Annotated in this window: 19 protein-coding genes; 16 read left to right on the forward strand and 3 right to left on the reverse strand. The window is 70.1% G+C overall.

Annotated features, from left to right (window positions below; all coding sequences use genetic code 11):
• Positions 1 to 58: 58 nt before the first annotated feature.
• The 3 genes from ED92_RS11070 (at position 59) to ED92_RS11080 (ending at position 2,700) form a co-directional block, all read left to right on the forward strand.
• Complete coding sequence (locus tag ED92_RS11070; protein WP_037336634.1) at positions 59 to 961, forward strand: NmrA family NAD(P)-binding protein; 903 nt, start codon at positions 59 to 61, stop codon at positions 959 to 961.
• A gap of 17 nt (positions 962 to 978) precedes the next feature.
• Positions 979 to 1,710: an aminoglycoside adenylyltransferase domain-containing protein gene (locus tag ED92_RS11075; RefSeq protein ID WP_052120472.1), complete on the forward strand. Its 732-nt coding sequence runs from the start codon at positions 979 to 981 to the stop codon at positions 1,708 to 1,710.
• A gap of 66 nt (positions 1,711 to 1,776) precedes the next feature.
• Positions 1,777 to 2,700, forward strand: a complete 924-nt coding sequence (locus ED92_RS11080) for a chlorophyllase (RefSeq protein ID WP_037336636.1) — start codon at positions 1,777 to 1,779, stop codon at positions 2,698 to 2,700.
• Between the two features lies 1 nt (position 2,701).
• On the opposite strand, the gene ED92_RS11085 is transcribed toward ED92_RS11080, so the two are convergent.
• Positions 2,702 to 3,097, reverse strand: a complete 396-nt coding sequence (locus ED92_RS11085) for an ATP-binding protein (protein ID WP_037336637.1) — start codon at positions 3,095 to 3,097, stop codon at positions 2,702 to 2,704.
• A 75-nt stretch (positions 3,098 to 3,172) separates the two neighbouring features.
• Complete coding sequence (locus ED92_RS11090; protein ID WP_152610912.1) at positions 3,173 to 3,598, reverse strand: Rid family hydrolase; 426 nt, start codon at positions 3,596 to 3,598, stop codon at positions 3,173 to 3,175.
• 92 nt (positions 3,599 to 3,690) lie between these two features.
• Between ED92_RS11090 and ED92_RS11095 the strand changes: the two genes are divergently transcribed.
• The 3 genes from ED92_RS11095 (at position 3,691) to ED92_RS11105 (ending at position 7,037) form a co-directional block, all read left to right on the forward strand.
• Positions 3,691 to 4,167, forward strand: coding sequence for a MarR family winged helix-turn-helix transcriptional regulator (locus ED92_RS11095; protein WP_037336639.1), 477 nt, complete (start codon positions 3,691 to 3,693; stop codon positions 4,165 to 4,167).
• Positions 4,168 to 4,186: 19 nt separating this feature from the next.
• Positions 4,187 to 4,813, forward strand: coding sequence for a hypothetical protein (locus tag ED92_RS11100; protein ID WP_152610913.1), 627 nt, complete (start codon positions 4,187 to 4,189; stop codon positions 4,811 to 4,813).
• A 349-nt stretch (positions 4,814 to 5,162) separates the two neighbouring features.
• Positions 5,163 to 7,037, forward strand: a complete 1,875-nt coding sequence (locus tag ED92_RS11105; protein WP_037336641.1) for a Calx-beta domain-containing protein — start codon at positions 5,163 to 5,165, stop codon at positions 7,035 to 7,037.
• Between the two features lie 53 nt (positions 7,038 to 7,090).
• On the opposite strand, the gene bla is transcribed toward ED92_RS11105, so the two are convergent.
• Positions 7,091 to 7,984: a class A beta-lactamase gene (gene bla, locus ED92_RS11110; RefSeq protein WP_037336642.1), complete on the reverse strand. Its 894-nt coding sequence runs from the start codon at positions 7,982 to 7,984 to the stop codon at positions 7,091 to 7,093.
• Positions 7,985 to 8,059: 75 nt separating this feature from the next.
• On the opposite strand from bla, the gene ED92_RS11115 reads away from it, so the two are divergent.
• The 10 genes from ED92_RS11115 to ED92_RS11160 all read left to right on the forward strand — a co-directional run bounded on the left by ED92_RS11115 (position 8,060) and on the right by ED92_RS11160 (position 25,724).
• Positions 8,060 to 8,941 carry a LysR family transcriptional regulator gene (locus ED92_RS11115; RefSeq protein WP_037336644.1) on the forward strand — a complete coding sequence of 294 codons (882 nt, stop codon included), beginning with the start codon at positions 8,060 to 8,062 and terminating at the stop codon, positions 8,939 to 8,941.
• Positions 8,938 to 9,840, forward strand: coding sequence for a serine hydrolase (locus tag ED92_RS11120; RefSeq protein WP_037336645.1), 903 nt, complete (start codon positions 8,938 to 8,940; stop codon positions 9,838 to 9,840). Before ED92_RS11115 ends, ED92_RS11120 begins: the two co-directional genes overlap by 4 nt.
• A gap of 62 nt (positions 9,841 to 9,902) precedes the next feature.
• Complete coding sequence (locus ED92_RS11125; RefSeq protein ID WP_037336647.1) at positions 9,903 to 10,358, forward strand: flavodoxin family protein; 456 nt, start codon at positions 9,903 to 9,905, stop codon at positions 10,356 to 10,358.
• A gap of 144 nt (positions 10,359 to 10,502) precedes the next feature.
• The gene (locus ED92_RS11130) at positions 10,503 to 11,303 is read left to right on the forward strand and encodes a siderophore-interacting protein (RefSeq protein ID WP_037336649.1); all 801 of its coding nucleotides are present in this window, start codon (positions 10,503 to 10,505) and stop codon (positions 11,301 to 11,303) included.
• Between the two features lie 157 nt (positions 11,304 to 11,460).
• Positions 11,461 to 13,233, forward strand: coding sequence for an alpha/beta hydrolase (locus ED92_RS11135; protein ID WP_037336651.1), 1,773 nt, complete (start codon positions 11,461 to 11,463; stop codon positions 13,231 to 13,233).
• A gap of 185 nt (positions 13,234 to 13,418) precedes the next feature.
• The gene (locus tag ED92_RS11140; RefSeq protein ID WP_037336653.1) at positions 13,419 to 14,336 is read left to right on the forward strand and encodes a helix-turn-helix transcriptional regulator; all 918 of its coding nucleotides are present in this window, start codon (positions 13,419 to 13,421) and stop codon (positions 14,334 to 14,336) included.
• A gap of 106 nt (positions 14,337 to 14,442) precedes the next feature.
• Positions 14,443 to 15,819, forward strand: a complete 1,377-nt coding sequence (locus ED92_RS11145) for an MFS transporter (protein WP_037336655.1) — start codon at positions 14,443 to 14,445, stop codon at positions 15,817 to 15,819.
• Between the two features lie 169 nt (positions 15,820 to 15,988).
• The gene (locus ED92_RS11150) at positions 15,989 to 17,746 is read left to right on the forward strand and encodes a fatty acyl-AMP ligase (RefSeq protein ID WP_037336657.1); all 1,758 of its coding nucleotides are present in this window, start codon (positions 15,989 to 15,991) and stop codon (positions 17,744 to 17,746) included.
• Positions 17,743 to 24,162, forward strand: a complete 6,420-nt coding sequence (locus ED92_RS11155; RefSeq protein ID WP_037336659.1) for a type I polyketide synthase — start codon at positions 17,743 to 17,745, stop codon at positions 24,160 to 24,162. Before ED92_RS11150 ends, ED92_RS11155 begins: the two co-directional genes overlap by 4 nt.
• A complete protein-coding gene (locus ED92_RS11160) occupies positions 24,159 to 25,724 on the forward strand; it encodes an acyl-CoA carboxylase subunit beta (protein ID WP_037336661.1) in 1,566 nt (521 codons plus the stop codon). The genes ED92_RS11155 and ED92_RS11160 overlap by 4 nt, the downstream gene beginning before the upstream one ends.
• Positions 25,725 to 25,731 lie beyond the last annotated feature (7 nt).

Here is a 25,731-nt window from a genome sequence, read left to right on the forward strand (position 1 = left end):
ATATTGTAGCGGACGATAAGTGGCGGGCCCCGCCACTTAGTCGAGCGAAGGAGCCACCATGTCCGCAGCACCCGTTCTGGTCACCGGCGCCACCGGCAGGCAGGGCGGTGCGACCGCCCGTGCCCTGCTCGCGGCCGGCGTTCCCGTCCGCGCCCTCGTCCGCGATCCGGCCAGGGCGAAAGCCGTCGAAGCGCTCGGTGCCGAACTCGTCGTCGGCGATCTCCACGACATCGAGTCCGTGATCCGCGCGGCCCAGGGGGCCCGCGCCGTTTTCTCGGTGCAGATGCCCGGAATGAACGAAGACGGATTCGACTTCGCGGGGGAGGTCACGCAAGGCTTCAACCTCATCGAAGGTGCGAAGGCGGCGGGCGTGCCGCAGTTCGTGCACACCTCCGTCTCGGGAGCCGGTCAGCACGTCGAGGCGGACGGATGGGCCGAAGGCCGCTGGGCATCGATGGAGCCGACGCTGGGCGCCAAGGCGGCGATCCAGGATCGCCTCCGCGAGGCGGACTTTCCACGGTGGACACTGCTCAAGCCGGGTTTCTTCATGGAGAACTTCCTGCCCGACATGAAGTTCCTGTTCCCGCGCGGGGTGGACGGCGGCCTGGTGAGCGTCATCAAGCCCTCGACGTCCCTTTCGCTGGCCGCTGTCGACGACATCGGCACCGCCGCCGCGGCGGCCATCGCCGAACCGGACCGGTTCACCGGGGTCGAACTCGAGCTCGCGAGCGACTTCCTGACCATGACCGAGATCGCCGAAGTCCTGTCCGGTGCGCTGGGGACGAAGCTGACGGCTCCGGATATGACCGTCGAGCAGGCGGTCGCCGCCGGGATGCCGCCGATGGGCGCTTCGCACGAATGGCTGAACGTGATCGGTCAGCCGGGGCGCCCGGAATTCGCCCGGGACCTCGGCATCCCGCTCACCGGCTTCGACGACTGGGCGCGGAAATACCTTGCGTAGCGGGTGATCGTAGAGGCATGCGCATCAAGCCCCTGCTGGATCATCTCGACCGTGAGGATCCCGGCGGCGTCCTCGGGTTGTACCTCTACGGTTCCGCCGCGGCGGGCGGGCTCAAACCGGACAGCGACGTCGATCTTCTGCTGGTCACCCGCCGATCGCTCGATGAAGAGGAACGCGCCGCTCTGGTGTCGCTGCTGTTGCGGCTTTCGGGCTGGTGTGGCCACGCCGACCGCTTTCCCGACGCGGCGGACCGGCGTCCGATCGAACTGACCGTGATCGTGGCCGGGGGTGAACCGGCTCGCCGGGATTTCCAATACGGGGAATGGCTTCGGGAAGAGTTCGTCGAGGGCCGTCTTCCCATGCCTGCCGAGGATCCCGATGTCGTGATCCTCGCGGCCACGGCCCATGCGGCGCACCGAGTTCTTCGCGGTGCCGCGCTCGCGGAGGTCGTCGATCCAGTGCCGCCGGATCAGCTTCGTGAGGCGGCACTCGGCGTCATCCCCGGCCTGTTGTCCGAGATCGAGGGCGATGAACGCAACGTCCTGCTCACGCTCGCGCGCATCGTCGTGACCGTCGAAACGGGACGGATCGTCTCGAAGGACACCGCGGCGGTGATGGTCGACGGCGGTGTGCTGCTGGAATGCGCGCGGGCGGGGTATCTCGGCACGGCTTTCGATGACTGGACCGGGCTTTCGGCCGAGGTGGCCTCGCTCGCGCGCGCTCTCGCGGACCGGGCGAGGAGCGTTTGACAAAGCGGAACACTGCTCCGTATGTTTATGGAACAGTGTTCCGCTTAACTCGCGAAGGAAGTTCACATGAGCACGCCAGTGATCTCGATCGCCCCGGTGGAGCTGTCCACGCCGGACCGGGCCGTGGACCTGCGGCTGCGGATCTCCGTGCCGGCGACCGGGAATGAACTGCCGATCATCCTGCTGTCGCACGGCCAGGGGCCTTCGAACCATCTCTCGTCGTTGCACGGCTACGCCCCGCTCGTGAATCACTGGGCGGCGCACGGATTCGCCGTCGTCCAGCCGACCCATCTGAGCTCACGGTCGCTGAACCTGCCACCCGGCGATCCGGAAGCGCCGCTGTACCAACGGTCCAGGGCCGAGGACATGATCCGGATCCTCGACCGGCTCGACGAGATCGAGGACGCCGTCCCGCTGCTGCGCGGCAGGCTGGACCGGGGGAGGGTCGCGGTGGCCGGGCATTCGATGGGCGGGCACACCGCGAGCCTTCTGCTGGGCGCGCGATACACCGATCCCCACAGTGGCGACGAAGTGCGCCTCGCCGAGCCGCGGATCTCGGCCGGTGTCCTGCTCGCCGCGCCCGGCCGCGGCGGCGACGCGGTCACCGGATTCGTGGCCGAGAACTATCCCTTCTTTCTCAGCACCGACTTCTCCGCGATGACGACTCCCGCGCTCGTGGTCGCCGGGGACAAGGACGACTCCGGTCATCTGACGGTCCGGGGCCCGGAATGGCATGCCGACCCGTACTTCCTTTCGCCAGGCCGGAAAACGCTGCTGACCCTGTTCGGCGCCGAGCACGGGCTCGGCGGGGTGTCCGGCTACGACGTCGCCGAGACGACGGACGAGAACCCGGATCGGGTGGCCGCGGTGGGGCGCCTCACCTGGGCCTATCTGCGCTCCGAGCTTTACCCGGGTGACACCGCGTGGCAGGCGGCTTGCGAGGAACTGGCGGCGGCGCCGGATCCGCTGGGCCGGGTCGAGTCGAAGTAGTTCAGAGCACCGGGATCTCCGCCCACACCGTCTTGAATCCCGCGCCGGTGTCCACGCCCCATTCGGTGCTGATCGATTCGACCAGCGCCAGCCCCCGTCCATGCGGACTCGTGGGGTCGCTTTTGATCACCCGGTGCGGCCACAGCCGCGGGCGACGGTCGTCGACCTCGACGCGGACGACATCCCGTCCCGAGGGGACGGAGACTCTGAGCTCGGCGACGCCGTCCGCGTGTTCGTGCGCGTTGGTGACCAGTTCCGTGGTCAGCAGTTCGGTGTCCGCGATGGTGGTGCGCCCGACCTCGCTCAGCCGCTCGCGCAGCCAGGCCCGGACCTCTCCCAATGGCGGGGCGATGCCGGTGGGGAATTCGTACGTCTGTCGTGTTCTCGTGATACCCACGCGTTCTCCTTAGCGGGTTTCCCAGCTGGGCCAAGAGCATGGGCGCAGCCATGGAGTACCCAAGGAGCGCCGGGTTCACACGCGGGCGTTCCCGGCGATCGCGGTGACCCTGATCTCGACCCGCATCGTCGGCGCGCCGAGGGCGGCGACGCCGATCTCGGTCCAGATCGGCGCCCGGTCGCCCATGTGCTCGCGGAACTGCGCCACCATCACGCGGTTGTGGGTCTCGCCGATGAAGCCGGGGGCCTCCGGGACGTGGTAGGAGTCGACCGAGACGACGTCGCGCCAAGTGGCGCCCGCGGTGGCGAGGGTGCGGGCGACGTTCTCGAAGGCCTTGACGATCTCCTCTTCCAGTGACTCCGGGAAGGTCAAGTCGTCGTCCCAGCCTCCCTGCCCCGAGATCTCGACGCGATCGCCGACGCGCACCGCCTGGCTGTAGCGCATTTCGGCCAGTTGCCGGTCGCCGTAGCCAGGCGTGGCGAAGAACTCCGGCTGGGTCATGGTGGATCCTCTCGTTGACTTCATGCTTGAAGTCAAGCTAGCACGATTTCACTTCACGTGTGAAGTCACGCCGTTCTGGGTAAGGTTCCGCCATGGCCACCCTGGACCCGGACGAAGCGCTGTGGCTGACCCCTGCCGAAAAGGAGGCCTGGACCGGGCTGGTCTCCCTGGTCCTCCTGCTGCCGGGGCGGCTCGAGGCGCCGTTGCAGCACGACGCCGGGTTGACGCTGTTCGAGTACTTGACCCTCAGTCATATTTCGGAGGCCCCGGAGCGGCGGCTGCGGATGAGTGAACTGGCGTACCTCGCCAACGGATCGCTCTCCCGTCTGTCCAATGTGGTCAAACGCTTCGAGCAACGCGGCTGGGTGGAGCGGACGCCGGACCCCGGCGACGGCCGGTACACGCTCGCCGTGCTCACCGACGACGGCTACGACGTGGTCGTCGCGGCCGCGCCCACGCACGTCCGTTCGGTACGGGAGCTCGTCCTCGACCCGTTGACCTCGGAGGATCAGCAGGCGCTGGCCCGGATCGCCGCCAAGCTGCGGACGCGGCCCGTGGATCTCGCCTAGCACTTCGAGGCGGTCGAATGTGCGCGCGAAGGTACGTTGTGCGCGCGTCGCGGACTCTGGTCCCCTGGCGGAGTTCATTCCGCACGAAGAGGGGGGAACTCTCGTGGTCAAGAAGATATTGGCCGTCTTGTCGGTGTTTTCGGCGGCACTCCTGGGGCTCGCGGGAACGGCGCAGGCCGGGATCGTGCAATGGTCCGACGGTTACGAATCGAACCCGTTCGGTGTATGGGAACGGGGAATCCAGGGCGGTGACGGGCATTCCTGGTTCGATATCGGCATGGGAGTGGCCCGGACCGGCAACAACAACGGCTGGCTCTTCGCGGACAACGGCTGGTCGGCGATGCGGACGGCGAAGTCGCTGAGCAGTTTCCCGTCGAATCGGTCGAATTGCGCCGCTGCGATCTATGCCGACCCGGTCGGTGGCGGAGCGAACATCGGCCTCGAGATCTGGGACCCCAACGGCTGGCGGAAAATCTCCCACACGGTGAAATGGATCGACGACTGGGCGGGCTATCAGCTCATCACGCTCCCTAATCTGAATCTCAACGGCGTGGCTACCGTCTATCTGCAGCCGATCTACGGCAACAACGGCGGGCCGGCGAAGTACATCCGCTTGGACGACGCGATCATCCAGTGCGTCTACTGACGGACCCGATGTCTCGCCGCGGTATCGATCGGCGCGTTACGTTGCGACATTCGGTGACTGTTCGCCGCGTGAATACGGATTCCGCCCGGCCGAGGTGATCACGGAAAAGCAGGAAACTTCGACATCTCTCACGCTGAAGAGTGAGAGATGTCGAAGGTCCTTCGGCTGGACGGTGCAATGCGGACCTGGTCCGAGTAGTCCGGATTCGCGGTAACAGCCCGTTGGGCGGCTTGACACAGGGCGCTCCGGGTGAAGCCCGGCTCTCACGCTAACGAAAATCGAAATATTCCGTCTTTCCGAGGAAGCCCACAGGAATTCCGGCTCCGGCCGAGTCTCGAAAGGGAAGTCCATGTCACGAAGACCACTGCTCGTCGTCTTGGCCGCGGTCACGGCGATGTTCGCCTCCACCGCGGTCGCCGCCGCGGCCCCGCCGGGAGTCGACCCGGCCACGGTCGATCTCACCCTCAACGCGGGGCAGAGCACGACCGTGACCAAGAACGTGACGACCTCGGCCGTGCCGCCGAACCCCGACCTCGTCCTGCTCGCCGACACCACGGGCAGCATGGGCGGGCCGATCGGCAACGTGCGGTCGAACGCCAGCGCCATCACCGGTGACGTGCTCGCCGCGCAGCCGACCGCGCAGTTCGGCGTCGCCGAGTACAAGGACTTCACCGACTCGGTGCCGTTCAAGGTCAACCAGGGCATCACCGGGGACACGACCGCCGTCCAGGCGGGGATCGACCAGTGGGCGGCCGCGGGCGGCGGGGACACGCCGGAGGCCAACCTCAACGCGCTTTACCAGCTGGCCACCGGCGCGGTCGCGTTCCGGCCGGACGGCACCCGCATCATCGCGTGGTTCGGCGACGCGCCGTCGCACGATCCGAGCGGCGGGCACACGCTGGCCCAGACCATCGCGGCGTTGCAGGCGGCGAAGATCCGGGTGGTCGCGGTCAACGTCGGCGGCCTCGACGCCACGGGGCAGGCCTCCGCCATCACTTCGGCGACGGGCGGTGTCCTGCTGAACAACGTCCCGGCCGGGCAGGTCTCGCAGGCCATTTTGGACGGGATCAAATCCATCGAGGTCACGGTGACGCCGAAGGTGACCAGCTGCGACCCGCAGCTCACCGTCACCAACGATCCCGGCAGCATCAAGGTGACCAGCGGCGAGGTCGCCACGTTCACCGAGACGATCAAGGCCGCGGACGGCGCCGCTCCCGGCACCTACCAGTGCGTCGTCGACTACCAGGTCGACGGCGTCTCCCGCGGGTACATCGAGACCACCACGGTGCGCGTGCTCGGCTTGAGCATCAACGACGTGACGGTCGACGAGGGTTCCGGGGGCGCGCAGGTCCCGGCGACGTTCACGGTGTCGCTGCTCGGCGGCCCCAGCCCGAATCCGGTGACGGTCCAGTACGCGACCGCCAACGGGACCGCCACCGCGCCCGCCGACTACGCGGCGGCGAGCGGGACGGTCACGTTCGCCCCCGGGCAGACGGCCAAACCGGTGACCGTCCTGGTCAACCCGGACACGGTCGACGAGCCGAACGAGACCTTCACGGTGAACCTCTCGGCCCCGTCGGGCGCCGGTCTCCTCGACGCGACCGGAGTCGGCACGATCGTCGACGACGACCGTGACGGCGTCTTCTCCTGCACGGGTACCGCGGCGAACGTCCTCGGTGTGACCGCGGCGCGCGCCAACCCGGCGAACCTGCCGTGTGCCGACGACAGCAGCACCGTCGCCGCCGCGACGCTCAACGCCGGTCTGATCAAGGTGGACACCAAGGTGCTGACCGCGTCGACCGATCTGACGCCGGACGACCAGTCGGCGGCTCCGGCCGCGGGCGATCGCGCGCTGGCGTCGGCCAAGATCGACAAGACGGTGATCAGCACGCTCGGGCTGACCATCGAGCTCGGCGTGATCCAGTCGCAGGCGACCGCGACCTGCCAGCCGTCGGCGGGCGGGCTCGCGCCGGTGCTGGCGGGCAGTTCGAACGTCGCTTCGCTGAAGATCAACGGTGAGTCGATCACGGTGGGCTCGGCGCCGCTGACCATTCCGCTGGTCATCGGTTCGCTGAAGCTCAACGGCCAGACCGTGGCGAACGGCGTCGTGAAGCAGCAGGCCGTCGCGCTGGACACCGCGCTCGCGAAGATCGTGCTCGCGGAGTCCCAGGCCGACGTGCACGGAACCTCGGCGCATCCGGCGGGCAACCCCTGCCGTCGCTGAGCCGCTGAACCCCGCCGGGACGGACGGATCCTCGTCCGTCCCGGCGGGACCGGTCAGGGGAGGGCCTTGATCGCGGCCGCGGTGGCGTCGGCGAGGAGCTTGTTGTCGATCTTGGCGTCTTTCTCCGGCCGGTCGGTGAGCACCGAGACGACGATCGGCGCGCGGTTCGGCGGCCACACGACCCCGATGTCGTTGCGGGTGCCGTAAGCCGCCGTCCCGGTCTTGTCGGCGACCGCCCAGCCGGGCACGCCGGCGCGGATGTTCTGGTCGCCGGTGGTGTTGGCGCGCATCATGTCGACGAGGATCTTGCGCTTGTCCTCGGGGAGGGCGTCGCCGAGCGCGAAGGCGCGCAGGCTCACGGCGAGGGCGCGGGGTGTGCTGGTGTCCCGGAGGTCACCGGGGAAGGTGTCGTTGAGTTCGGGTTCGATCCGGTCGGCGTGGCTCGTGGTGTCGCCGATCCCGCGGAACACCGCGTTGAGTCCTTCGGGGCCGCCGAGTTCTCGGAAGAGCAGGTTCCCGCCGGTGTTGTCGCTGTAGCGAAGGGTCGCGTCCATGACGGCGCGCAGCGGCAGGCCCGTCGCCACGTGCTTCTCCGTGACCGGCGAATTGGTGACCAGATCCTGCTGCCCGTAGGTCACCGTGCGGTCCAGTTCGGCGACCGGCGTCCGCTGCAGGACACCGCCGGCGCTGAACACCTTGTGCGTCGAGGCGTAGGCGAAGCGTTCGTCGGCGCGGAAGGCGACCTCGCGGCCCGTCGCGGTGTCCACCGCGTACACCCCGAGCCGGGCGCCGAAGGCACGTTCGAGCTGTTCGAAGTCGGCGCGCTCGGACGCCGCGACCGGCGAAGCGGCGGCGGGAGGTGGCGCGGGGGCAGGTGCGGAACACGCGGCGAGTGATACGGCCGAGAGCGCCAGTAGCGCGGCCCAACGGCGAGAAGTGACTGACATGCTCGCAGTCTGTCCAGCTCTGATCATGCTGTCCAAGACATGAATGACGTCTTTCATGCGAAACGCGCATAGTATGTGGTCGTGGACCTGATCGGGAGTTGCCGGGCGTTCGTGAGCGTGAGCGAGGCCGGGACGTTCACCGCCGGAGCCGCGCTCGCGCGTATCCCGCAGCCGGTGGCGAGCCGCCGGATCGCCGCGCTGGAACGGCATTTCGGCGAGCGGCTGTTCGACCGCTCCACCCGGCGCGCCGTGCTCACCCCGTTCGGGCGGGACATGCTGCCGTCGGCGAAACGGCTGGTGGCCTTGGCCGACACCCTGGAGCACGACGCGCGGCGCGCCAGGCTGCGGCCGATGCGGCTGGCGATGCCGGAAACCTGCACCGTCCGCGAACTCGCCGAACTCGACGCGGCGGCGCGGGAGCTGGACGTCTTCCTGGAGTTCCGGCAGGCGCCGCCGAGGGAACGGGCGGAACTCGTGCGCACGCAGGAGGTCCGCGCCGCGCTCACCGCCGTTCCCGGCGAAGAGGGCAGCTGGAAGGTGCCGCTCGGGCTGGCGGGTGGCGGCAGGCCGCGCGCGGACGTCCTCCATCTGGAAACGCTGCGGGTCGGCCGGTCGGGTGGTTCGCCTCGGCGGGTCTGGATCCAGCCGGAGGACGACGTGCCGCATCTGCGCGACCGTCTCTTCCGGATCCGCGACGCGGTGGGGCTGCGGCCCGCGCAGGTGTCCGTCGCCGATTCGCTCACCGCGGCCGCGGCGGCCGTGTTCGGTTCGGACGATCTGCTGCTGTGTTCGGCGGCGCAGGCCGGCGAGCTCGGCCTGAACTGGCGGACCATCGGCGAGATCCGGCTCGTGCGCGGGTTCGAGATCACGACGGGGCCCGGTGAGGACGCGCAGCGCCTCCGGGCACGATTGGGGCCGGACATCGCCCGATGTCTCGGCGCGGAGGAGACGACGTGAACACGGAAACGCTGCTCCTGCGGCTACGCGCCGACTTGGCCGACGGAGGCCTGCGCGGTTCGTTCCTCGTGCGTGATCTGCGGACCGGTTTCGAGGCCGGCATCGACCCCGACCTCGAGTTCCCGAGTGCTTCACTGGTGAAGATCCCGCTCGCCGCGGCGACCCTGGAACGGATCCGGCGGGGCGAGCTGGACGGTTCGGCGGCGCTCGACGTCGAACCGGGGCGGGCCACCACGCCGGGGCCGACCGGGCTGACGCGGTTCCGGCATCCGGCCAGGGTGGCGATCGACGACCTGCTCTACCTGACCATGGCCATCAGCGACGAGACCGCCGCGGACGCGCTGTTCGCGCTGACGCCGCCCGCCGAGGTCACCAGGATGACGCGAGACTGGGGGATCACCGGGATCACCGCTCGGCATCCGGCCGCGGATCTCAGCGACACGCCGGCCGAACGCTTCGACCCCGCCGACGTCCACCTCGCGCACGCGCTCGCGATCAACGCGGGTACGTCGGGGCGAGGCCATCCCGTCCCGCAGCTCGACGTCACGCGCGCGAGCTCCGGTTCGGCCCGCGCGTTCGTGAACCTGCTCGAAGCGCTGTGGAAGCCGTCCAAAGTGGACGAACAGGTGGCGGCGCGGGTGCGCGAGCTCATGGGGCTCAACCTGTTGCGTCAACGGCTGAGCCCGGATTTCGTCTCCGACGCCACGAAATGGTCGTCGAAGACGGGCACAGTGCTGAACCTGCGGCACGAGGTCGGGGTGGTCGAGCACGCCGACGGCGGGATGTTCGCGATCGCCGCGCTGACCGAATCCCAGGTGCCCGCGGCGATCCAGCCGGAGGCCGAGGTGCTGATGGCCCGCGTGGCGCGGGAGCTGAGGGATCACCTGCGCGAGGGGTGATGTCACGTTCTCCGCCGCTGCCTGGTTCTTGGGGGAAAGGACCGGCGAAGTGGAGGATCGGCATGAAGGTCGTCATCGTGTGCGTTTCGGTGTCGCACGGCAACACGGCGAGGGTCGCCGAAGTCATGGCGGAAGTACTCGGCGCCCGCGTCGTCGGCCCCGAGGAAATCGAGCCCGCCGACCTCGATTCCTGCGACCTGGTGGGATTCGGCTCGGGGATCTTCGGCATGGACTTTCATCCGCGCCTGCTCCGGTTCGTTGAGGCGTTGCCGGGGGAGCAGCGGCGCAAGGCGTTCGTGTTCACCACGAGCGGGCTTCCCGAACCGCCGTTCCGGCGCTACCTCCGCCGCCTCGCGCGGCTGCTCGGCCACAAGGGATTCGACGTGGTGGGCACGTTCTCGTGCCGCGGTTTCGACACGTGGCTCCCGTTCCGGCTCGTCGGTGGCATCGGCAAGAACCGGCCCGGTACGGCGGATCTCGACGCGGCGCGGCGGTTCGCCGAAGGCCTCGCGGCCTGAGCCGTAACGTGAGCAGGCTCGGTCCGTGATCGCGTCCCGCAGCAGGTCCCGAGGTCTCCCGGCGGGCAGGTAAAAGCGAGTACCCGAGAACTGAGGAAAAGCTCATAATAGTGCCATGAACTGCAAAAATACCGAGGGCGCGCGATGATTCCGCGCCTCAAGGCCCCGGTCTCGCGCAAGATGATCACGCTGGAGGTCCGGGAGCGTGTGAGCCTCAGTCCGAACTTCGCGTCGGTCACGCTCGGCGGGCCGGGGCTGAAAGATCTCGTCGTCACGGGCGCGGACCAGACGGTACGGCTGTTCTTTCCCCGCGAGGGACAGCGCGGACTGCGGATGCCCACCTTTTCGAACGAGACGTGGATGCCGGAGCTGATGCTGTTGCCCAAATCGGTGCGGCCCTGGGTGCGCACGCTCACCATCCGCCGGGCGAGGCCGGCCGACGACGAGGTCGACATCGAGTTCGCCCTCCACGGGAATTCGCCGATGAGCGAATGGGTCCGCCGCGTGCGACCGGGCGATCCGGCCGGGATCTTCGACATGGGCACCACCTACCGGCCATCGGACGACGTCGGCGCTCAGCTCATCGTCGCCGACGAGAGCGCGCTGCCCGCCGCGTTGGCGATCCTCGACGACGCCCCGGAATCCCTTACCGCGCAAGTGTTCCTGGAAGTGCCGACCGCCGCGGACATCCGGCGGTACGACACGGCCGACGGTGTCCGCGTCCACTGGCTCAGCAGGGACGACCCGGGACTTCGTCCGGGAACGCCGGCCCTGGAGGCGGTTCAGCGGGCATCGTTGCCGCAAGGGCGGTTCTACACCTGGGTCGCGGGCGAGTCCCGGCTGGCGACGTCGTTGCGCCGCCATCTGGTGTCCGAGCGAGGTGCGGCGAAGGCGGACATCTCGTTCGCCGGATATTGGCGGCACGGCTGGAGCTCCCCGGGTTGACCGTTCGTGTCGAGATCCCGCCATGTCGGGTATCCGCCAGCTCTCGGCCGTGTGGGAAACCTGATCACCGGTCTTTACTTCACGTACGGACGTCGGGGGGCTCCTGTCGAAAGGGATCATGGTGATCAGTAGGACGAGAAAGACGCGGAGACGCACGGTGGTCGTGGTCGCCGGTGCGTTCCTGGCCTCGGGCCTGGTGCTGGCCCCCGCCGCGGGTGCGGCTCCCGCGGCCAAGGCGGCCGAGCCGGACACCGCCGCGCTCGCCGGTGCGCTGACCAAGCAGGCCGTGGCCTGGGGCGAGTGCTCGTTCCCGTCCGTCGCGCCGGCGACGGAAGCGGAACTGAAGAAGGTCAAGGGTCTGGCCTGTGCCACCGTCCAGGTGCCGCGGGACTGGCACAACCCGCAGGACGGCAACACGATCGGCGTCCGCGTTTCCAAGACCGCGACCGCCTACCCCGGCACCGGCAGGCAGGGCATCGCGCTGGTCAACCCCGGCGGGCCCGGCGGCGAAGGCCTTCCGTGGGGCGCCGCGATGGCGATGCGCAGCCCAGTCCTGGCCTCGCAGTACGACTTCGTCGGCTTCGACCCGCGCGGCGTCGGCCAGAGCACTCCGCTGACCTGTAGCTACACCGTCCCGGACAGCACGGACCAGAACGTGATCAGCCGGGCGAAGGTCGAGGGCTGCCTGAAGAACCCGCTGACGAAATTCATCACCACCGAGCAGACCGCGTACGACATGGACTTCATCCGGGTGCTGCTCGGGGAGAAGAAGACCAGCTACATCGGCTACTCGTACGGCACGTGGCTCGGCACCTGGTACGCCACCACGTTCCCGAGCAAGGCGCACCGGTTCCTGCTCGACTCCTCGACCGACGCGAGCCGCCCGACCCTGGAGAAGACCTGGGACCTGCAGCCGCGCAGCCGTGACCGTCAGTTCCAGGAGGCGCTGCTGCCCTACGTCGCGCGCAACGACGCCAAGTACAAGGCGGGCACCGATCCGCTGGAGATCCGCCGCAACTGGGAGAAGGCGGGCGGCACGCGGGAATTCGCGGGCATGCTCTACGCCGCGTGGTTCATCATCCCGGCGATGTACGACACCACCCAGTATCCGTCGGCGGCCTCGATGGTGGCCGCGCTGGCGAAGGGACCGGCGCCCACCGGGACCGACGCGGAGAAGCTGGAGCAGGTCGTCGCGAAGGCCCTCGCCACCCCGGGCCTGACCGACGCGAACAAGGCGTTCCTGAACAAGGCCAAGGGCAACGCGCTCGAGGCCATCGCGAAGAAGGACTCTGTCGAGCGCAAGGCCTCCTACCAGGGCGGTGCCGAGGTCGAGACCTGGGACGCGGCGTTCGAGGCGATCCGCTGCCAGGACGGCCAGTGGAACCAGAATCTGCACTACTGGACTTACTGGCAGGCCGACCTGACCGTGAACGCGCCGTTCATCGCGCCGATCATGGCCCTGTCGGGCGCGCCGCTGTGCGCGTTCTGGCCGACCAGCAACGCCAAGCCGGCGCCGGACGCCAAGACGTTCCCGAAGCTGCTGATCGCGCAGACCGAACTCGACGCGGCCACGCCGTACGAGGGCGCGCTCGCCACCGCGAACGGCCTGCCGGGCGCCAAGATGATCAGCGTCGACAACGAAGGCAGCCACGGGATCTTCCCGTACAACACCGACTGCGTCGACGACCCGATCGTCGCCTACTTCCAGACCGGTCTCACGCCGAAGAAGAAGTTCACCGGCTGCCAGGGTCTGCCCTTGCCGGGTGAGGACAAGACGGTCGAGGTCGGTGGCAACCTCGGGCACGACGGGAAGATCAAGATCAAGATGATCACGCCCCAGGTGCGCAAGGCGAACGAGATCGTCCGTGAGCTGCTCGAAGGCACCGCCACGCCGGAAGCGGACGAGAAGGGCATGCCCGCCAACGCCTGATCACCGGCGGCGTCGAACACAGGCTCCCGCGGACCGATCCGGTTCGCGGGAGCCTCTTCGGCGTGATCCGTGACGGTTTCGTTATCGGTCCAGGCGCACGATCCGGCCGGTTTCCTCCTCAAGAAGGGTGAGGCGTGACATCGATGTCACGCCGATCGATCCTGGGGTGGGGGAGGAGAAGCGTCATGCTCGCCGAGTCGCGAGGACTGTCGGTGGAGGCCGAGCAGCTGTACCGGGCCCTGCTGGAAGGGCGTCCTGGCCCACCCGGTGCCGAACTGGCGGAGTTGGAGCGGTTCGGCCTGATCCGCGCCGGCGCGTCCGGCGTCGAGGTGTGCCCGCCGCGTGCGGCGCTGTCGGCGTTCGCGGCGCAGCACGAGGCCGCGGCCGTCCGCGCGCGGGAAGCGGCCGAGGTGCTCGGCGCCGCCTACTCCTTGCGGACGGGCCGCGACGCGGACTTCGTCGAGGTGCTGCGGAGCCGGGACGAGGTGATCGCCACCTTCGAGGCCATGCAGACGCAGGCGGGCGTGGACATCGTCGCGCTGGACCCGGGGTCGTACATGAGCCCGAAGGCCGAAGTGAGCACGGTGCAGCCGGGATCGATGGCGCGCGGCATCGCGTACCGCGTCGTCTACGACTCGTCCGTGCTGCGGACCGACGACGGATTCGCCCAGGTGCAGTCGAGTATCGCGCTCGGGGAGCAGGCCAGGGTGTTTCCCAGGCTGCCGCTGAAACTGGTGATCGCCGACAGCAACCGGGCGCTGATCGCCGTCCCGAACTCCGACGCCGGTGACGTGCTGGCCCTGCTGATCCATCCGTCGATGCTGCTGAGCGCGCTGATCGAGTTGTTCGAATCGTTCTGGCGGATGGGGGTGCCGGTGCGGGCGGGTGGTCCGGACGACGCGGAAGCGACGCAGGAGCCGACCGTCGCCACCCGCCGCCTGCTCGCGTTGCTGAGCGGTGGCCTGACCGACGAGGCGATCGCCCGCGAGCTCGGGATCAGTGAACGCACGGTCCTTCGGCGGATCAGCCGCCTGCAGCAACTGCTGGGCGCGCAGACCCGGTTCCAGCTGGGAGCTCAGGCTTCGCGACAGGGGTGGTTGTAGCGCGAGTGTGAACCCGAGTCCGAGGAATTGTCACGGGGGAGTGGGGTCCCGTTTCGTGAGTGGTAAAGACGGTTAGAACCGTCCTCTTCACTCACGAGGAGCCGAAATGCGAGCGACGCTCCTCATGATCGGGCTCGGAGCCTTCGTCACCACCCTCGACAACACGATCGTCGCGGCGGGCGCGCCTTCGCTCGCCCGGGAACTCGGGCTCGATCTGCCCACGCTGCAATGGGTGAGCATCGGCTACATGCTCCCGTTCGCCGGGTTGCTGCCGGTGGCGGGGACGCTGGTGGACCGCTGGGGCCAGGCGGCGACCCTGCGGGCGGGGCTGCTCGCGTTCGGTGCCGGCGCGGCCGTCGGAGGATTCGCCACGACCGCGTGGCTCGTCATCGCCGCGCGGGTGCTGCAAGGCACGGCGGCGGCGTTCCTGGTCCCGGCCCTGCTCAGCCTGCTCCGCACCAACCTCGACGCCCGAAGACGCGCTGTGGGAGCGACGGTCTGGACCGCTTGCCTCGCGGCCGCCCTCGCACTCGGCCCGACGCTCGGCGGGCTGCTGAGCGAATATCTGGGTTGGGGCTGGGTCTTCTTCGTCAACCTCCCGTTCGTGGCGGCGATGCTGCTATTGGTGCGCAAGGTCGCCCTCGCCGATCGTGATCCGGCGGCGCGGAGGCCCGCTGTGCTGTCCATGCTGGTCGTGACCACCGCGATGGTCCTGACCACCGCCGCCGTGGTGGAGCTGAGCGTCGTGCTCGGTGCGGCGGGGACGGCCCTCGCGATCTGGTTCGTGCTCAGGGAAAGACGCGCGCGCGTGCGGCTGGTGCCAAAGGCGCTGACCGGAACGCGGGTCTTCACCGGCGCGCTCACCGTGCAGTTGCTGTGGGGGCTGGGGGTTTCGGGCGTCTTGTTCTTCACGCCGTTGCTGCATCAGGAATCCCTCGGCCTCGGGCCGATGCTCGCCGGATTGCCGCTGGTCGTGGTGGCGGTCGCGGTCGTCGCCGCCACGCCGCTGGTGCCCTGGGCGGTACCGCGCTGGGGTCCACATCGGACGGTCGCGGCCGGGCTGACCACGGTGGCCGCCGGACTGCTGGCGCTCGCCGCGGTCAACCATCTGCCGGAAATACCGCCCAGGATTCCCGGACTGGTGCTGATCGGCGCCGGATCGGCCCTGACCACCCCGCTGACCTCGTACGCGCTGGAAATCGTCGCCGAACGGCATGCGGGCACCGCCTCCGGACTGCTCACCGCGTCCCGTGAACTGTCGAGCGCGCTGGGCGTCGCGCTGATCGGGGCCGTGCTGTCGGTGGTCCGCGCGGCCCGGCTCGACGAAGGTGCCGCGGCCGCGCTGGCCGACGGCTACACGGCGGGCCTGCTGACCGCGGCGGCACTGCAACTCGCCGGAGCGCTGCTCGCGCTCCGGCTCCTGAACCCCCGAAGTTCGTCCCGAAGTGACAAGCGGGGTGCCCCCTTTCTCACTTCCCGGTGAGCACGTCCGCACGCGCACCGGCGTTCCATCATCCTTTCATTGACACCCTTCCCGGGACGTCCATACAGTTCCGGACAGATAAAGAACGGTCTCCGGAATGGAATCCGCTTTCGGCAACGGCGCCGTTCCGAATTCACCCGCTCCTGCTCACGTCGTCAAACGAGGGGCCATGGAAACCATTTCGGAAACGGTCGTCGCCGCCCGCGGCACGGACGACGCACCCGGTGGGGAATCGTTCGCGACCCTGCTGAGGTACTGGGCGTGGCGGCTCGGCGACGAGGTCGCGGTGACCTACCTCGACCATCGCGCCGGAGCGGACGGCCGGGCGATCACCCTGTCCTGGCGGGAACTCGACGAACGTGTCGACGTCCTCGCCACCCGGCTGACCTCGTTCACCGGCGCCGGTGACCGGGCCGCGATCCTGGCGCGGCAGTCCGTCGACTACGTCGTCGCGTTCCTCGGCGCGATCCGTGCCGGCCTGGTCGCGGTCCCGCTGTTCGCCCCGGACCTCCCCGGGCACGCGGGCAGGCTGGCCGCCGTGCTCGCCGACTGCGCGCCGAGGGTCGTGCTCACGACCACCGACGGACTCGACGCCGCCGCCGGTTTCCTCGCCTCGACGGCGATCGAGCGCCCCGCCGTGCTCGCCGTCGACACCACTGCTCCGGTCGCGGCCGGTGACCGCTCCTGGCCGCGACCGGAACCGGACGGACTGGCGTACCTGCAGTACACGTCCGGTTCCACGAGGACGCCGGCGGGCGTGATGCTGACCCATCGCAACGCGCTCACCAACGCCCGCCAGGCGTGCGACGCCTACGCGATCGAAACCGGGACGACGTCCACCGTCAGCTGGCTGCCGCTCTTCCACGACATGGGCCTGATCCTCGGGATCGGCGCGCCCATGGCGGCGGGCGTGTCGTCGGTCCTGATGGATCCGCTCGCCTTCCTCGAACGCCCGTCACGCTGGCTGCGCGCGCTCTCGGCGAGCCCCGGCGCGATCAGCGCGGCACCCAATTTCGCCTACGCCTACAGCGCTTCCCGTGTGACCGAGGCCGAGAAGAGCTACCTCGAACTGAGCCGGGTCGTCTCGCTGATCAACGGCAGCGAGCCGGTCCTCCCGTCGACGATCGCGAAGTTCCACGGCGCTTTCGAGGAATGCGGGCTGCGCCCGGAGGTGCACCGGTCGTCCTACGGGCTGGCCGAGGCCACCGTGCTCGTGTCCGTCACCGAGGCGGGCAAGGCGCCGCGAGAGGTCGCCTTCGACCGCGATCAGCTCGCCGCCGGCCTGGCGACGCCCGCGCTTCCCGGCGCGGCGTCCACCACGCTCGTCTCGTGCGGATTCCCGGTGGGGCAACGGGTCCGGATCGCCGACCCGGTCACCGGCGCGCTGGTCGAACCCGGCAGGGTGGGGGAGATCCAGGTCAACGGCCCGAACGTCGGAGTGGGGTATTGGGGACGGCCCGCCGCGGACGGTGTCTTCGGCCTGCCGCCGATCGATCCGGAGTCCGGCGCGGGCTGGCTCGCGACCGGGGACCTCGGGGTGCGCTACGACGGCGAACTTTTCATGACCGGCAGGCTCAAGGATCTCGTCATCGTCGACGGCCGCAACCACTATCCGCAGGACATCGAGCAGACCGTGGAGACCCATCCCGCGGTCCGGCCGCATTCCGCCGCGGCGTTCGCGATCGAGCGAGAAGACGGCGAGGCGGCGGTCGTGCTGGCGGAGCGTGCCAAGGGGAGCGAGGCCGACCTCGTCGTGGCGACCGGCGAGATCCGGCGGGCGGTCTCGGCCGCGCACGGCCTGCGGGCGTACGACGTCGTCTTCCTCGCCCCGGGCGAGATCCCGCGCACCTCCAGCGGCAAGATCAGCCGGGCGCTCTGCCGGAAGTCCTATCTGGACGGTTCGCTGACCGCGCGGCGGCTCGGGTGACCGCGGAGATCCGCGCCTGGCTCATCGCACGGGTGGCCGAACGAACCGGAGTACCCGCCGACCAGATCGATCCCGATCGGCCACTGCACGAGAGCGGGCTTTCCTCACGCGAGTCGATGGAACTGGCGGCGGAGCTGGGCAGGCACCTCGGCCGCCCGTTGCCGCCGACGCTGGTGTGGCAGTACCCGACGATCACCGCACTCGCCGCCCGTCTGTCCACAGTGGAGGAATCCACGGCCGTCGGCGGTGAAGGCCGTGAAGAGGAACCGATCGCGATCGTGGGTGTCGGCTGCCGTCTGCCTGGCGGCGCGGACTCCCCGGAGCGGTACTGGCGGCTCCTGGACGCCGGACGCGACGGCATCCGCGAGGTCCCGGAAGACCGCTGGGAGACCCCCGCCCGCGGCGGATTCCTTGACGACATCGCCGGTTTCGACGCCGAATTCTTCGGTATCACGCCGGGCGAGGCCGAGACGATGGATCCCCAGCAACGGATGCTGCTCGAAGTCGCGTGGGCGGCGCTGGAACACGCCGGGATCCCGCCGTCCACGCTGCGCGGGAGCCGGACCGGGGTGTTCGTCGGGCTGTCGGCGGGCGAGTACGGCCACCTGACGATGGCCGATCCCGCCGCCGTCGACGTCTGGTCCGCCACCGGAGCCGCGACGAGTATCGCCGCGAACCGGCTGTCGTATCTGTTCGACCTGCGCGGCCCCAGCCTCACCCTCGACACCGCGTGCTCGTCGTCGCTGGTCGCCGTGCACCAGGCGGTGCAGAGCCTCCGCCGCGGCGAATGCGGGACGGCGCTCGTCGCCGGGGTGAACCTGCTGCTCTCACCCGCGGTCACCGCGTCCTTCGAACGGGCCGGGGTGCTGGCGCCGGACGGGCACTGCAAACCGTTCGACGCCGCCGCCGACGGTATCGCCCGCGGCGAGGGCTGCGGGGTGCTCGTGCTGAGACCGCTGAAGGCCGCTCGCCGCGCGGGCGACCGGGTGCTCGCGGTGATCCGCGGCAGCGCGGTCAATTCCGACGGCCGGTCGAACGGTCTCGTGGCACCCAGCCCCGGCGCCCAGGCGGACCTGTTGCGCGACGCGTACGCGGCGGCGGGCGTCGAACCGTCCTCTGTGGACTACGTGGAGGCGCACGGGACCGGGACCGAGGTAGGCGACCCGATCGAAGCCGGCGCGCTCGGCGAGGTGCTCGGCTCCGGCCGCGAACCCGACCGTCCGCTCCTGATCGGCTCGGTGAAGGGGAACCTGGGCCATCTGGAAGGCGCGGCGGGGATGGCCGGGCTGATCAAGGTCGTCCTCGCGATGGTCCACCGGCGGCTGCCGCCGACCCCGCATCATCACGAACCCAGCCCGCATATCGATTTCGCCGGTCTCCGCCTTCGCGTGGTGGACACCGGGACGAACTGGCCGCGCTACTCCGACGTCGTGCGCGCCGGGGTTTCCGCGTTCGGTTTCGGTGGCACCAACGCCCACGTCGTCCTCGAAGAGTGGCCTGCCGCGTCGTTCGCCGCCCGGGGGAAGGAAACCGAGAGGGCGCACGTGTTCGCGCTGTCCGCTCGTTCGGCCGAGGTGCTCCGGGCGCGGGCCGCCGATCTGGCCGACTGGCTCGAAGACCCCGCCCACCGGTCCGTCTCGCTGGACACGGTCGCCGCGACGCTGGCCAGGAGCCGGGACCACCTGCCCGTCCGTGGCGCGGTCGTCGCGGAGGGCCGCGACCGGGTGGCCGACGCCTTGCGGGCGATGGCCGCCGGACGCGAGAGCACCGACGTCGTCCTCGGCGAGGCCGCACCCGTGTCCGACGTCGTGTTCGTCTTCTCCGGTTACGGCTCCCAGTGGCCCGGGATGGGCCGTGTCCTGCTGCGCACCGAGCCCGCGTTCCGCGCCGAGGTGGACGCCCTCGATCCGGTGTTCCGGGCCGAAGCCGGATTCTCCCTGCGTGCGGTGTTCTCCGGCGACTACGACCCGCCGGACCTCGGCGCGACCCAACTCGCGTTGTTCGGCATGCAACTCGCCCTCGCCGGGCTCTGGCGTGCACACGGTGTCGTCCCGGCCGCGGTGCTCGGGCATTCGATGGGCGAGGTCGCGGCCGCCGTCGTCGCGGGCGCGCTGGACGTCGCCGACGGTCTGCGCGTGATGGCCACCCGCGCCTGGCTGCTGGCCGAGGTCGACGCCTCCGGCGACGGCGCGATGGCGGTGGTCGAGCTGTCCCCGGCCGAACTGGCCGATCTGGAAGCGGACTTCCCCGGGATCACGGTCGCGGTCTACGCCTCACCGGTCCAGTGCACCGTCAGCGGTGGAGCCGAGCAGGTCGAGGCGCTGGTGTCGCACGTCGAGAGCCTCGGCAGGCTCGCGAAGCGGCTTCCGGTCGGCGGCGCGGGCCATTCGGAAGCCGTCGACGCCGTGCTCGGCCGGTTCCGCGCCGAGCTCGCCGGGCTGTCCCCGAGACCGGCCGAAATTCCCTGCTACAGCAGCGTTCTCGACGATCCACAGTGGATGCCGGTATTCGACGTCGACTACTGGGCGGCGAATCTGCGGCGTCCGGTGCGGTTCAGCCAGGCGCTGGCCGCGGCGACCGCCGACGGATACGGCGTGTTCGTCGAGATCTCGCCGCATCCGGTGGCACTGGCCGCGATCGAGCAGAGCACCGGCGCGCTCGCGGTGCCGTCCGCGAGCCGCAAGGCCGACGAGCGACAGGCATTCCTGACCACGCTCGCCCGGCTCCACACCCTCGGACTGCCCGTCGTACTCGATGACGGCGACCCCCGCCCGCTTCCGGTCGAGCTGCCCGGTCCGCGCTGGCGGCACCGGCGGTTCTGGCCGCGCCGCCCGGCGAACCGATCCGGTGGCACGCATCCGTTGCTGGGTGTCCACATCGAACAACCGACCGGCGGCGGGCACCTGTGGCGCGCGGACGTCGGGACCGAGACGCTGCCCTGGCTGGCCGACCACGCGGCGATGGGGGTCCCGCTGTTCCCCGCCGCCGGATTCCTGGAGCTCGCGCTCGCGGCGGCGAAGTCGGTCCTGCGGCCAGGCGGACAGCTCCGCGTCGGCGGGCTCGAACTGCACCGGGTCCTCCCGCTGGCCGCGCATACCGAGGTGACGACCAGCCTGCGCACCGGACCGTCCGAAGTGGACGTCTACGCGCGGTCCGCGGACGGCGGCTGGGTGCGGCACGCCACGGCCCGCGTCCGCGACGGGAACACCGCGGTGGTGCCGTTCGGCGCGGTCGGCGACGACGCCCGGCCGATCGACCTGTATCAGGTGCTGGCCGGGGTGGGGCAGAGTTACGGTCCCGCTTTCCGCGGGTTGCGCGATGTCCTGGCGGCGCCCGGCCGGGCCTCGGCGTCGATCACCCTGCCCGCCGACGATCCGGCGTACGTGCTGCATCCGGTGATCGCCGACGCCTGCCTGCACGCGCTGGCCGCGGCCGCCGGGGACGTGCTGCGCGAAGCCGATGGCGTGTTTCTGCCGCTGACCTTGGGCGAGGTCGTGCTCACCGGCGACCCACGCCGCGGTGTCCGGGTCGACGCCGTACTCGACTCGCTCGATCCGGCGGGGGACGGCCTGGTCGGCGGGGTCCAGCTGGTCGACGCCTACGGTGTCGTCCTGGTCGAGTTCCGCGAGGTCTACTGCCGCCGGTTCCAGCGTTCGGCGCTGCCGGTGCCGATGGCGGACCTGCTGTTCGAGACGGTCTGGCGGCAGGCCGACCTGCCGGCGGCCGCGCCGGGCCCGCGCCGTTGGGTCGTCCTGCACGAGGACGCGCCGTGGCTGACGGCGTTGCGTGACCGGCTCGCCGGGGACGAACTGGTGACCGTCCCACTCGGGGATAGGGCAGCGCTGGCGGAAGCCGTGCGAGCCCGTGATGTCACGGGAGTCCTGGTTTGCGTCGGGTCCGGTGAGCCCGACCCGATGCGGGACGCGCGGATGGTCGCGACGCTCTCCGGTGTCGTCGCCGAACTGGCTGCGGGCGAGCCGCGGTTGTGGTTCGTCAGCGCGGGCGCGTCGGCCGTCGAACCCGGCGAGCGCGGAGATCCCGGCCAAGCCTGGCTGCGCGGACTGGTCCGTGTTCTCGCCTTCGAACATCCCGAACTGCGGGCGAGCCAGGTCGACTTCGACGCCGAGCCGGATCCCGCCCTGCTCTGGGTCGCCAAGCTGGCGGCGGAGCTCCGCGCGGACGCGCCGGACGACGAGATCGCCTGGCGCGAGGGCGTGCGCTACACCCGGGTGCTGGCCCGGCCGGAACTCGGTGAACCCGGCCGTGAAACCGTTGTGCGCGAAGGCACTTACGTGATCACCGGTGGCCTCGGCGGCCTCGGCCTGGTCGCGGCGGACTGGCTGGCCGGACGCGGCGCGACCAGGCTCGTCCTCTCCGGACGGCGTGGTGCGAGCCCCGCCGTCGAACCGATGCTGGCGGATTTGCGTGACCAGGGCGTCGACGTCCGCGTGGTGGCGGCTGACATCGCCGCGCCAGGGACGGCCGAAGCGCTGGTCGCGGCGGCGACCGATGGCGGCCTGCCGTTGCGTGGTGTCCTGCACGCGGCCGGTGTGTTGTCCGACGGTGCCGCCGTCAGCCTCGACGAAGACGCGGTCGAGGCCGTCTGGCGGGCGAAAGCGCTGGGGGCGTGGCGTTTGCACGAAGCGACGGCGGGGCACGAACTCGACTGGTGGCTGACGTACTCGTCGGCGGCCGCACTGTTCGGATCGCCGGGGCAGACCGCCTACGCCACCGCGAACGCGTGGGTGGACGCGCTCGTCGCGTGGCGCCGGGCCGCCGGATTGCCGGCGGCGACCATCGGCTGGGGCGCCTGGGGCGAGGCCGGAGCGGCCGTCGGCAACCGCAACCCCGTCCTCGAACCGCTCGGTACGGAGGAGGCGCTGGCGGCGCTGGACGCCGTGCTGCGCCTCGACCGCGCCTCGACCGGGATCGCCCGCGTCGACGCCGGGACCGTCCTGGCCCTGTTCCCGCGGCTGGCCGGACGGCCCTTCTTCGAAATCCTGGTACCGGGCGACGAACCGGTCACCGGACAGTCCACTTGGGACGGACTGGACGCGCTGCGGGCCGTCCTGCCTGAAGCGGCCCGCGAGATGCTGGCCGACTACCTGGCCGGGCTCGTCGCCGGGATGCTCGGCCTCGCGGCGGACGAGATCGACCGGAACGCGCCGCTCACCCGGCTCGGCTTGGATTCCCTCACCGCCATGCGCGCCAGGGGAGTGGTGGAGCGCGACTTCGGTCTGCCGCTGCCGATCCCGCTGCTGTTGCGTGGCGCGAGTCTCGGCGAACTCGCCGACCATCTCGCGGAACAGGCCGGGTTCGGCGAGGCGGGCTCGCGGCCTGCCGGACCGAGTGCGGTCGTCGGGCCCCGCGATCCGGCCGAGCGCTGGATCGCCCGGCACTGGCAGGCGGAACTCGGCGGCGCGGAACCCGGCGTCCACGACGACTTCTTCGCCGCCGGTGGCGACGCCGAGGCGGCCGAGCGGCTGCGCGCCGTTTTCGCCGGGCAGCTCGGAGCGGTCCCCGAAGGGCTGTTCGCGACGCCGACGATCGCAGCGATGGCCGATCTGCTGCGCGACGCGATCGAAGGACGAGGAGGCAGCCCTGTCCGGCCACTGCGCGAGGGCGGCGCGGATCCGGTCTTCCTGTTCCATCCGGCGGGCGGTCCGACGAGCGTCTACGAAGGGCTCGTCCGTCTGCTGCCGGAGGGCAGGCCCGTCTACGGGCTGGAACGGATCGACGAAGAGGACACGGTCGAGGACAAGGCCGAGTGCTATCTCGAGCTGATCCGGGAAATCCAGCCACAAGGCCCGTACCGGCTGGGTGGTTGGTCGTTCGGCGGCTGCCTCGCCTACGAAACCGCCAGGCGGCTGACGGCGGCGGGGGAGCGGGTCGATCTGGTGTTCATGATCGACAGCATCCTGCCGCTGCCCGCGCCGGGGAAACCGGCGCACGAGATCCTGCTGGACCGGTTCGACCGCTTCGCCGAACACGTCGAGCGGACCTACGGCGTCCCGCTGGACATCCCGCGCGAGGACCTCGTCCGGCTCGGCGACGACGAACAGATCCGGCTGGTGATCAGCAGCCTCGCCGCGCAGGTGCCCGGGATGGGGCACGGGGTGCTGCGGCACCAGTACGAGTCCTATGTGGACGCACGTGTGGCCGAACGGTACCAGCCGGAGCCGTATGCCGGGCCGGTGCTGCTGATGCGCGCGCAGGAGCCGCATCCGCTGACCACCACCCTCGATCCGCGGTACCTGCGCACCGACGAAGCCCTCGGTTGGGACGCCTTCTGCGCGGATCTGGAGGTCGTGCGGGTACCGGGCGATCACCTGTCGATGATCGACCCGCCGCATGTCGAGGTGGTCGCCGCCGCGCTCGCGGCCCGGCTCGGGGCGCCCAAGGCGGCGCGGCCATGACCGACACGACGGCATTCCGGATCGCGGACCTCGCCGCCCGCCGGGAAGATCTCCGGATCGCCGAGAAACGGGCGGTCGACCGGCAGCACGCCAAGGGCAAACTGACCGCGCGCGAACGCGTCGAACTGTTGCTGGATCAGGATTCCTTCGTCGAGCTCGACCAGTTCGCCCGGCACCGGTGCACCGAGTTCGGGATGGACGCCAACCGCCCGTACGGCGACGGCGTGGTGACCGGGCACGGCACCGTCGACGGCAGGCAGGTCTGCGTGTTCTCGCAGGACTTCACCGTGTTCGGCGGCAGCATGGGCGAGGTCTTCGGCGAGAAGGTCCTCAAGGTGATGGATCTCGCGATGACGCTGGGCTGCCCCGTGGTCGGCATCAACGACTCCGGCGGCGCCCGGATCCAGGAAGGCGTCGTCTCGCTGGCCTACTACGCCGAACTCGGCAGGCGCAACGCGCTCGCGTCCGGGGTCATCCCGCAGATCTCGCTGATCATGGGGCCGTGTGCGGGCGGGGCGGTGTACTCGCCGGCGATCACCGACTTCACCGTGATGGTGGACGAGACCGCGCACATGTTCGTCACCGGGCCGGACGTCGTGCACGCCGTCAGCGGCGAGCGGGTGTCCGCCCAGCGGCTCGGTGGCGCCGCGGTGAACAGCGAGGTCTCCGGGAACGCCCACCATCGGGCCGCCGACGAGCACGACGCCATCGACTGGGTGCAGACCTTGCTCGGCTACCTGCCGTCCAACAATCTCGACGCCGCACCGGAATACGCCGACGAGACAGATCCGGAACTCACCGCCGCCGATCTCGAACTCGACCGCCTGGTGCCCGACTCGCTGAACCAGGCCTACGACATGACCGAGGTGATCTCGCGGCTTGTCGACGACGGCGAGTTCACCGAGATCCACAGTGCCTTCGCGCCGAACATGATCTGCGCGTTCGGCCGGGTGCGGGGCCGCACGGTCGGGGTCGTGGCGAACCAGCCGCGGCATCAGGCGGGCGTGATCGACATCGACGCCTCGGAGAAGGCGGCGCGCTTCGTCCGGTTCTGCGACGCCTTCGGCATCCCGATCCTCACCCTCGCCGACGTCCCCGGCTACCTGCCCGGTGAGGCGCAGGAACGGCACGGGATCATCCGGCGGGGCGCCAAACTGATCTACGCCTACGCCGAAGCGACCGTGCCGAAGGTGACCGTCGTGATCCGCAAGGCCTACGGCGGCGGGTACGCGGTGATGGGGTCGAAACACCTCGGCGCGGACGTCAACCTGGCGTGGCCCACCGCCGAGATCGCGGTGATGGGCGCCGAGGGCGCGGTGCGGGTGCTGCACCGGCATGAACTCGCCGCGCTGCCACCGGAGCGGCGGACCGCGGAACGACGGCGGCTCACCGAGGCGTACCGGGAACGGCATTCGAACCCCTATGTGGCGGCGGAACGCGGTTATGTCGATCAGGTCATCGCGCCGTCGCAGACCCGCCTTCAAGTGGCGAGGGCCCTGGACGCGCTGCGGACCAAACGGCAGACCCTCCCGGCCAAGAAACACGGAAACATCCCGTTGTGAGCGAGGA

Origin of the sequence: Amycolatopsis sp. MJM2582, from assembly GCF_000754115.1 — a bacterium.
Taxonomy (GTDB): domain Bacteria; phylum Actinomycetota; class Actinomycetes; order Mycobacteriales; family Pseudonocardiaceae; genus Amycolatopsis; species Amycolatopsis japonica.

Coding starts and splice junctions, on each gene's coding strand:
- ED92_RS11095 (WP_037336639.1), top strand. CDS start 3,691: ATGGCCACCCTGGACCCGGACGAAGCGCTGTGGCTGACCCCTGCCGAA.
- ED92_RS11070 (WP_037336634.1), top strand. CDS start 59: ATGTCCGCAGCACCCGTTCTGGTCACCGGCGCCACCGGCAGGCAGGGC.
- ED92_RS11090 (WP_152610912.1), bottom strand. CDS start 3,598: ATGACCCAGCCGGAGTTCTTCGCCACGCCTGGCTACGGCGACCGGCAA.
- ED92_RS11160 (WP_037336661.1), top strand. CDS start 24,159: ATGACCGACACGACGGCATTCCGGATCGCGGACCTCGCCGCCCGCCGG.
- ED92_RS11075 (WP_052120472.1), top strand. CDS start 979: ATGCGCATCAAGCCCCTGCTGGATCATCTCGACCGTGAGGATCCCGGC.
- bla (WP_037336642.1), bottom strand. CDS start 7,984: ATGTCAGTCACTTCTCGCCGTTGGGCCGCGCTACTGGCGCTCTCGGCC.
- ED92_RS11105 (WP_037336641.1), top strand. CDS start 5,163: ATGTCACGAAGACCACTGCTCGTCGTCTTGGCCGCGGTCACGGCGATG.
- ED92_RS11080 (WP_037336636.1), top strand. CDS start 1,777: ATGAGCACGCCAGTGATCTCGATCGCCCCGGTGGAGCTGTCCACGCCG.
- ED92_RS11140 (WP_037336653.1), top strand. CDS start 13,419: ATGCTCGCCGAGTCGCGAGGACTGTCGGTGGAGGCCGAGCAGCTGTAC.
- ED92_RS11145 (WP_037336655.1), top strand. CDS start 14,443: ATGCGAGCGACGCTCCTCATGATCGGGCTCGGAGCCTTCGTCACCACC.
- ED92_RS11130 (WP_037336649.1), top strand. CDS start 10,503: ATGATTCCGCGCCTCAAGGCCCCGGTCTCGCGCAAGATGATCACGCTG.
- ED92_RS11150 (WP_037336657.1), top strand. CDS start 15,989: ATGGAAACCATTTCGGAAACGGTCGTCGCCGCCCGCGGCACGGACGAC.
- ED92_RS11125 (WP_037336647.1), top strand. CDS start 9,903: ATGAAGGTCGTCATCGTGTGCGTTTCGGTGTCGCACGGCAACACGGCG.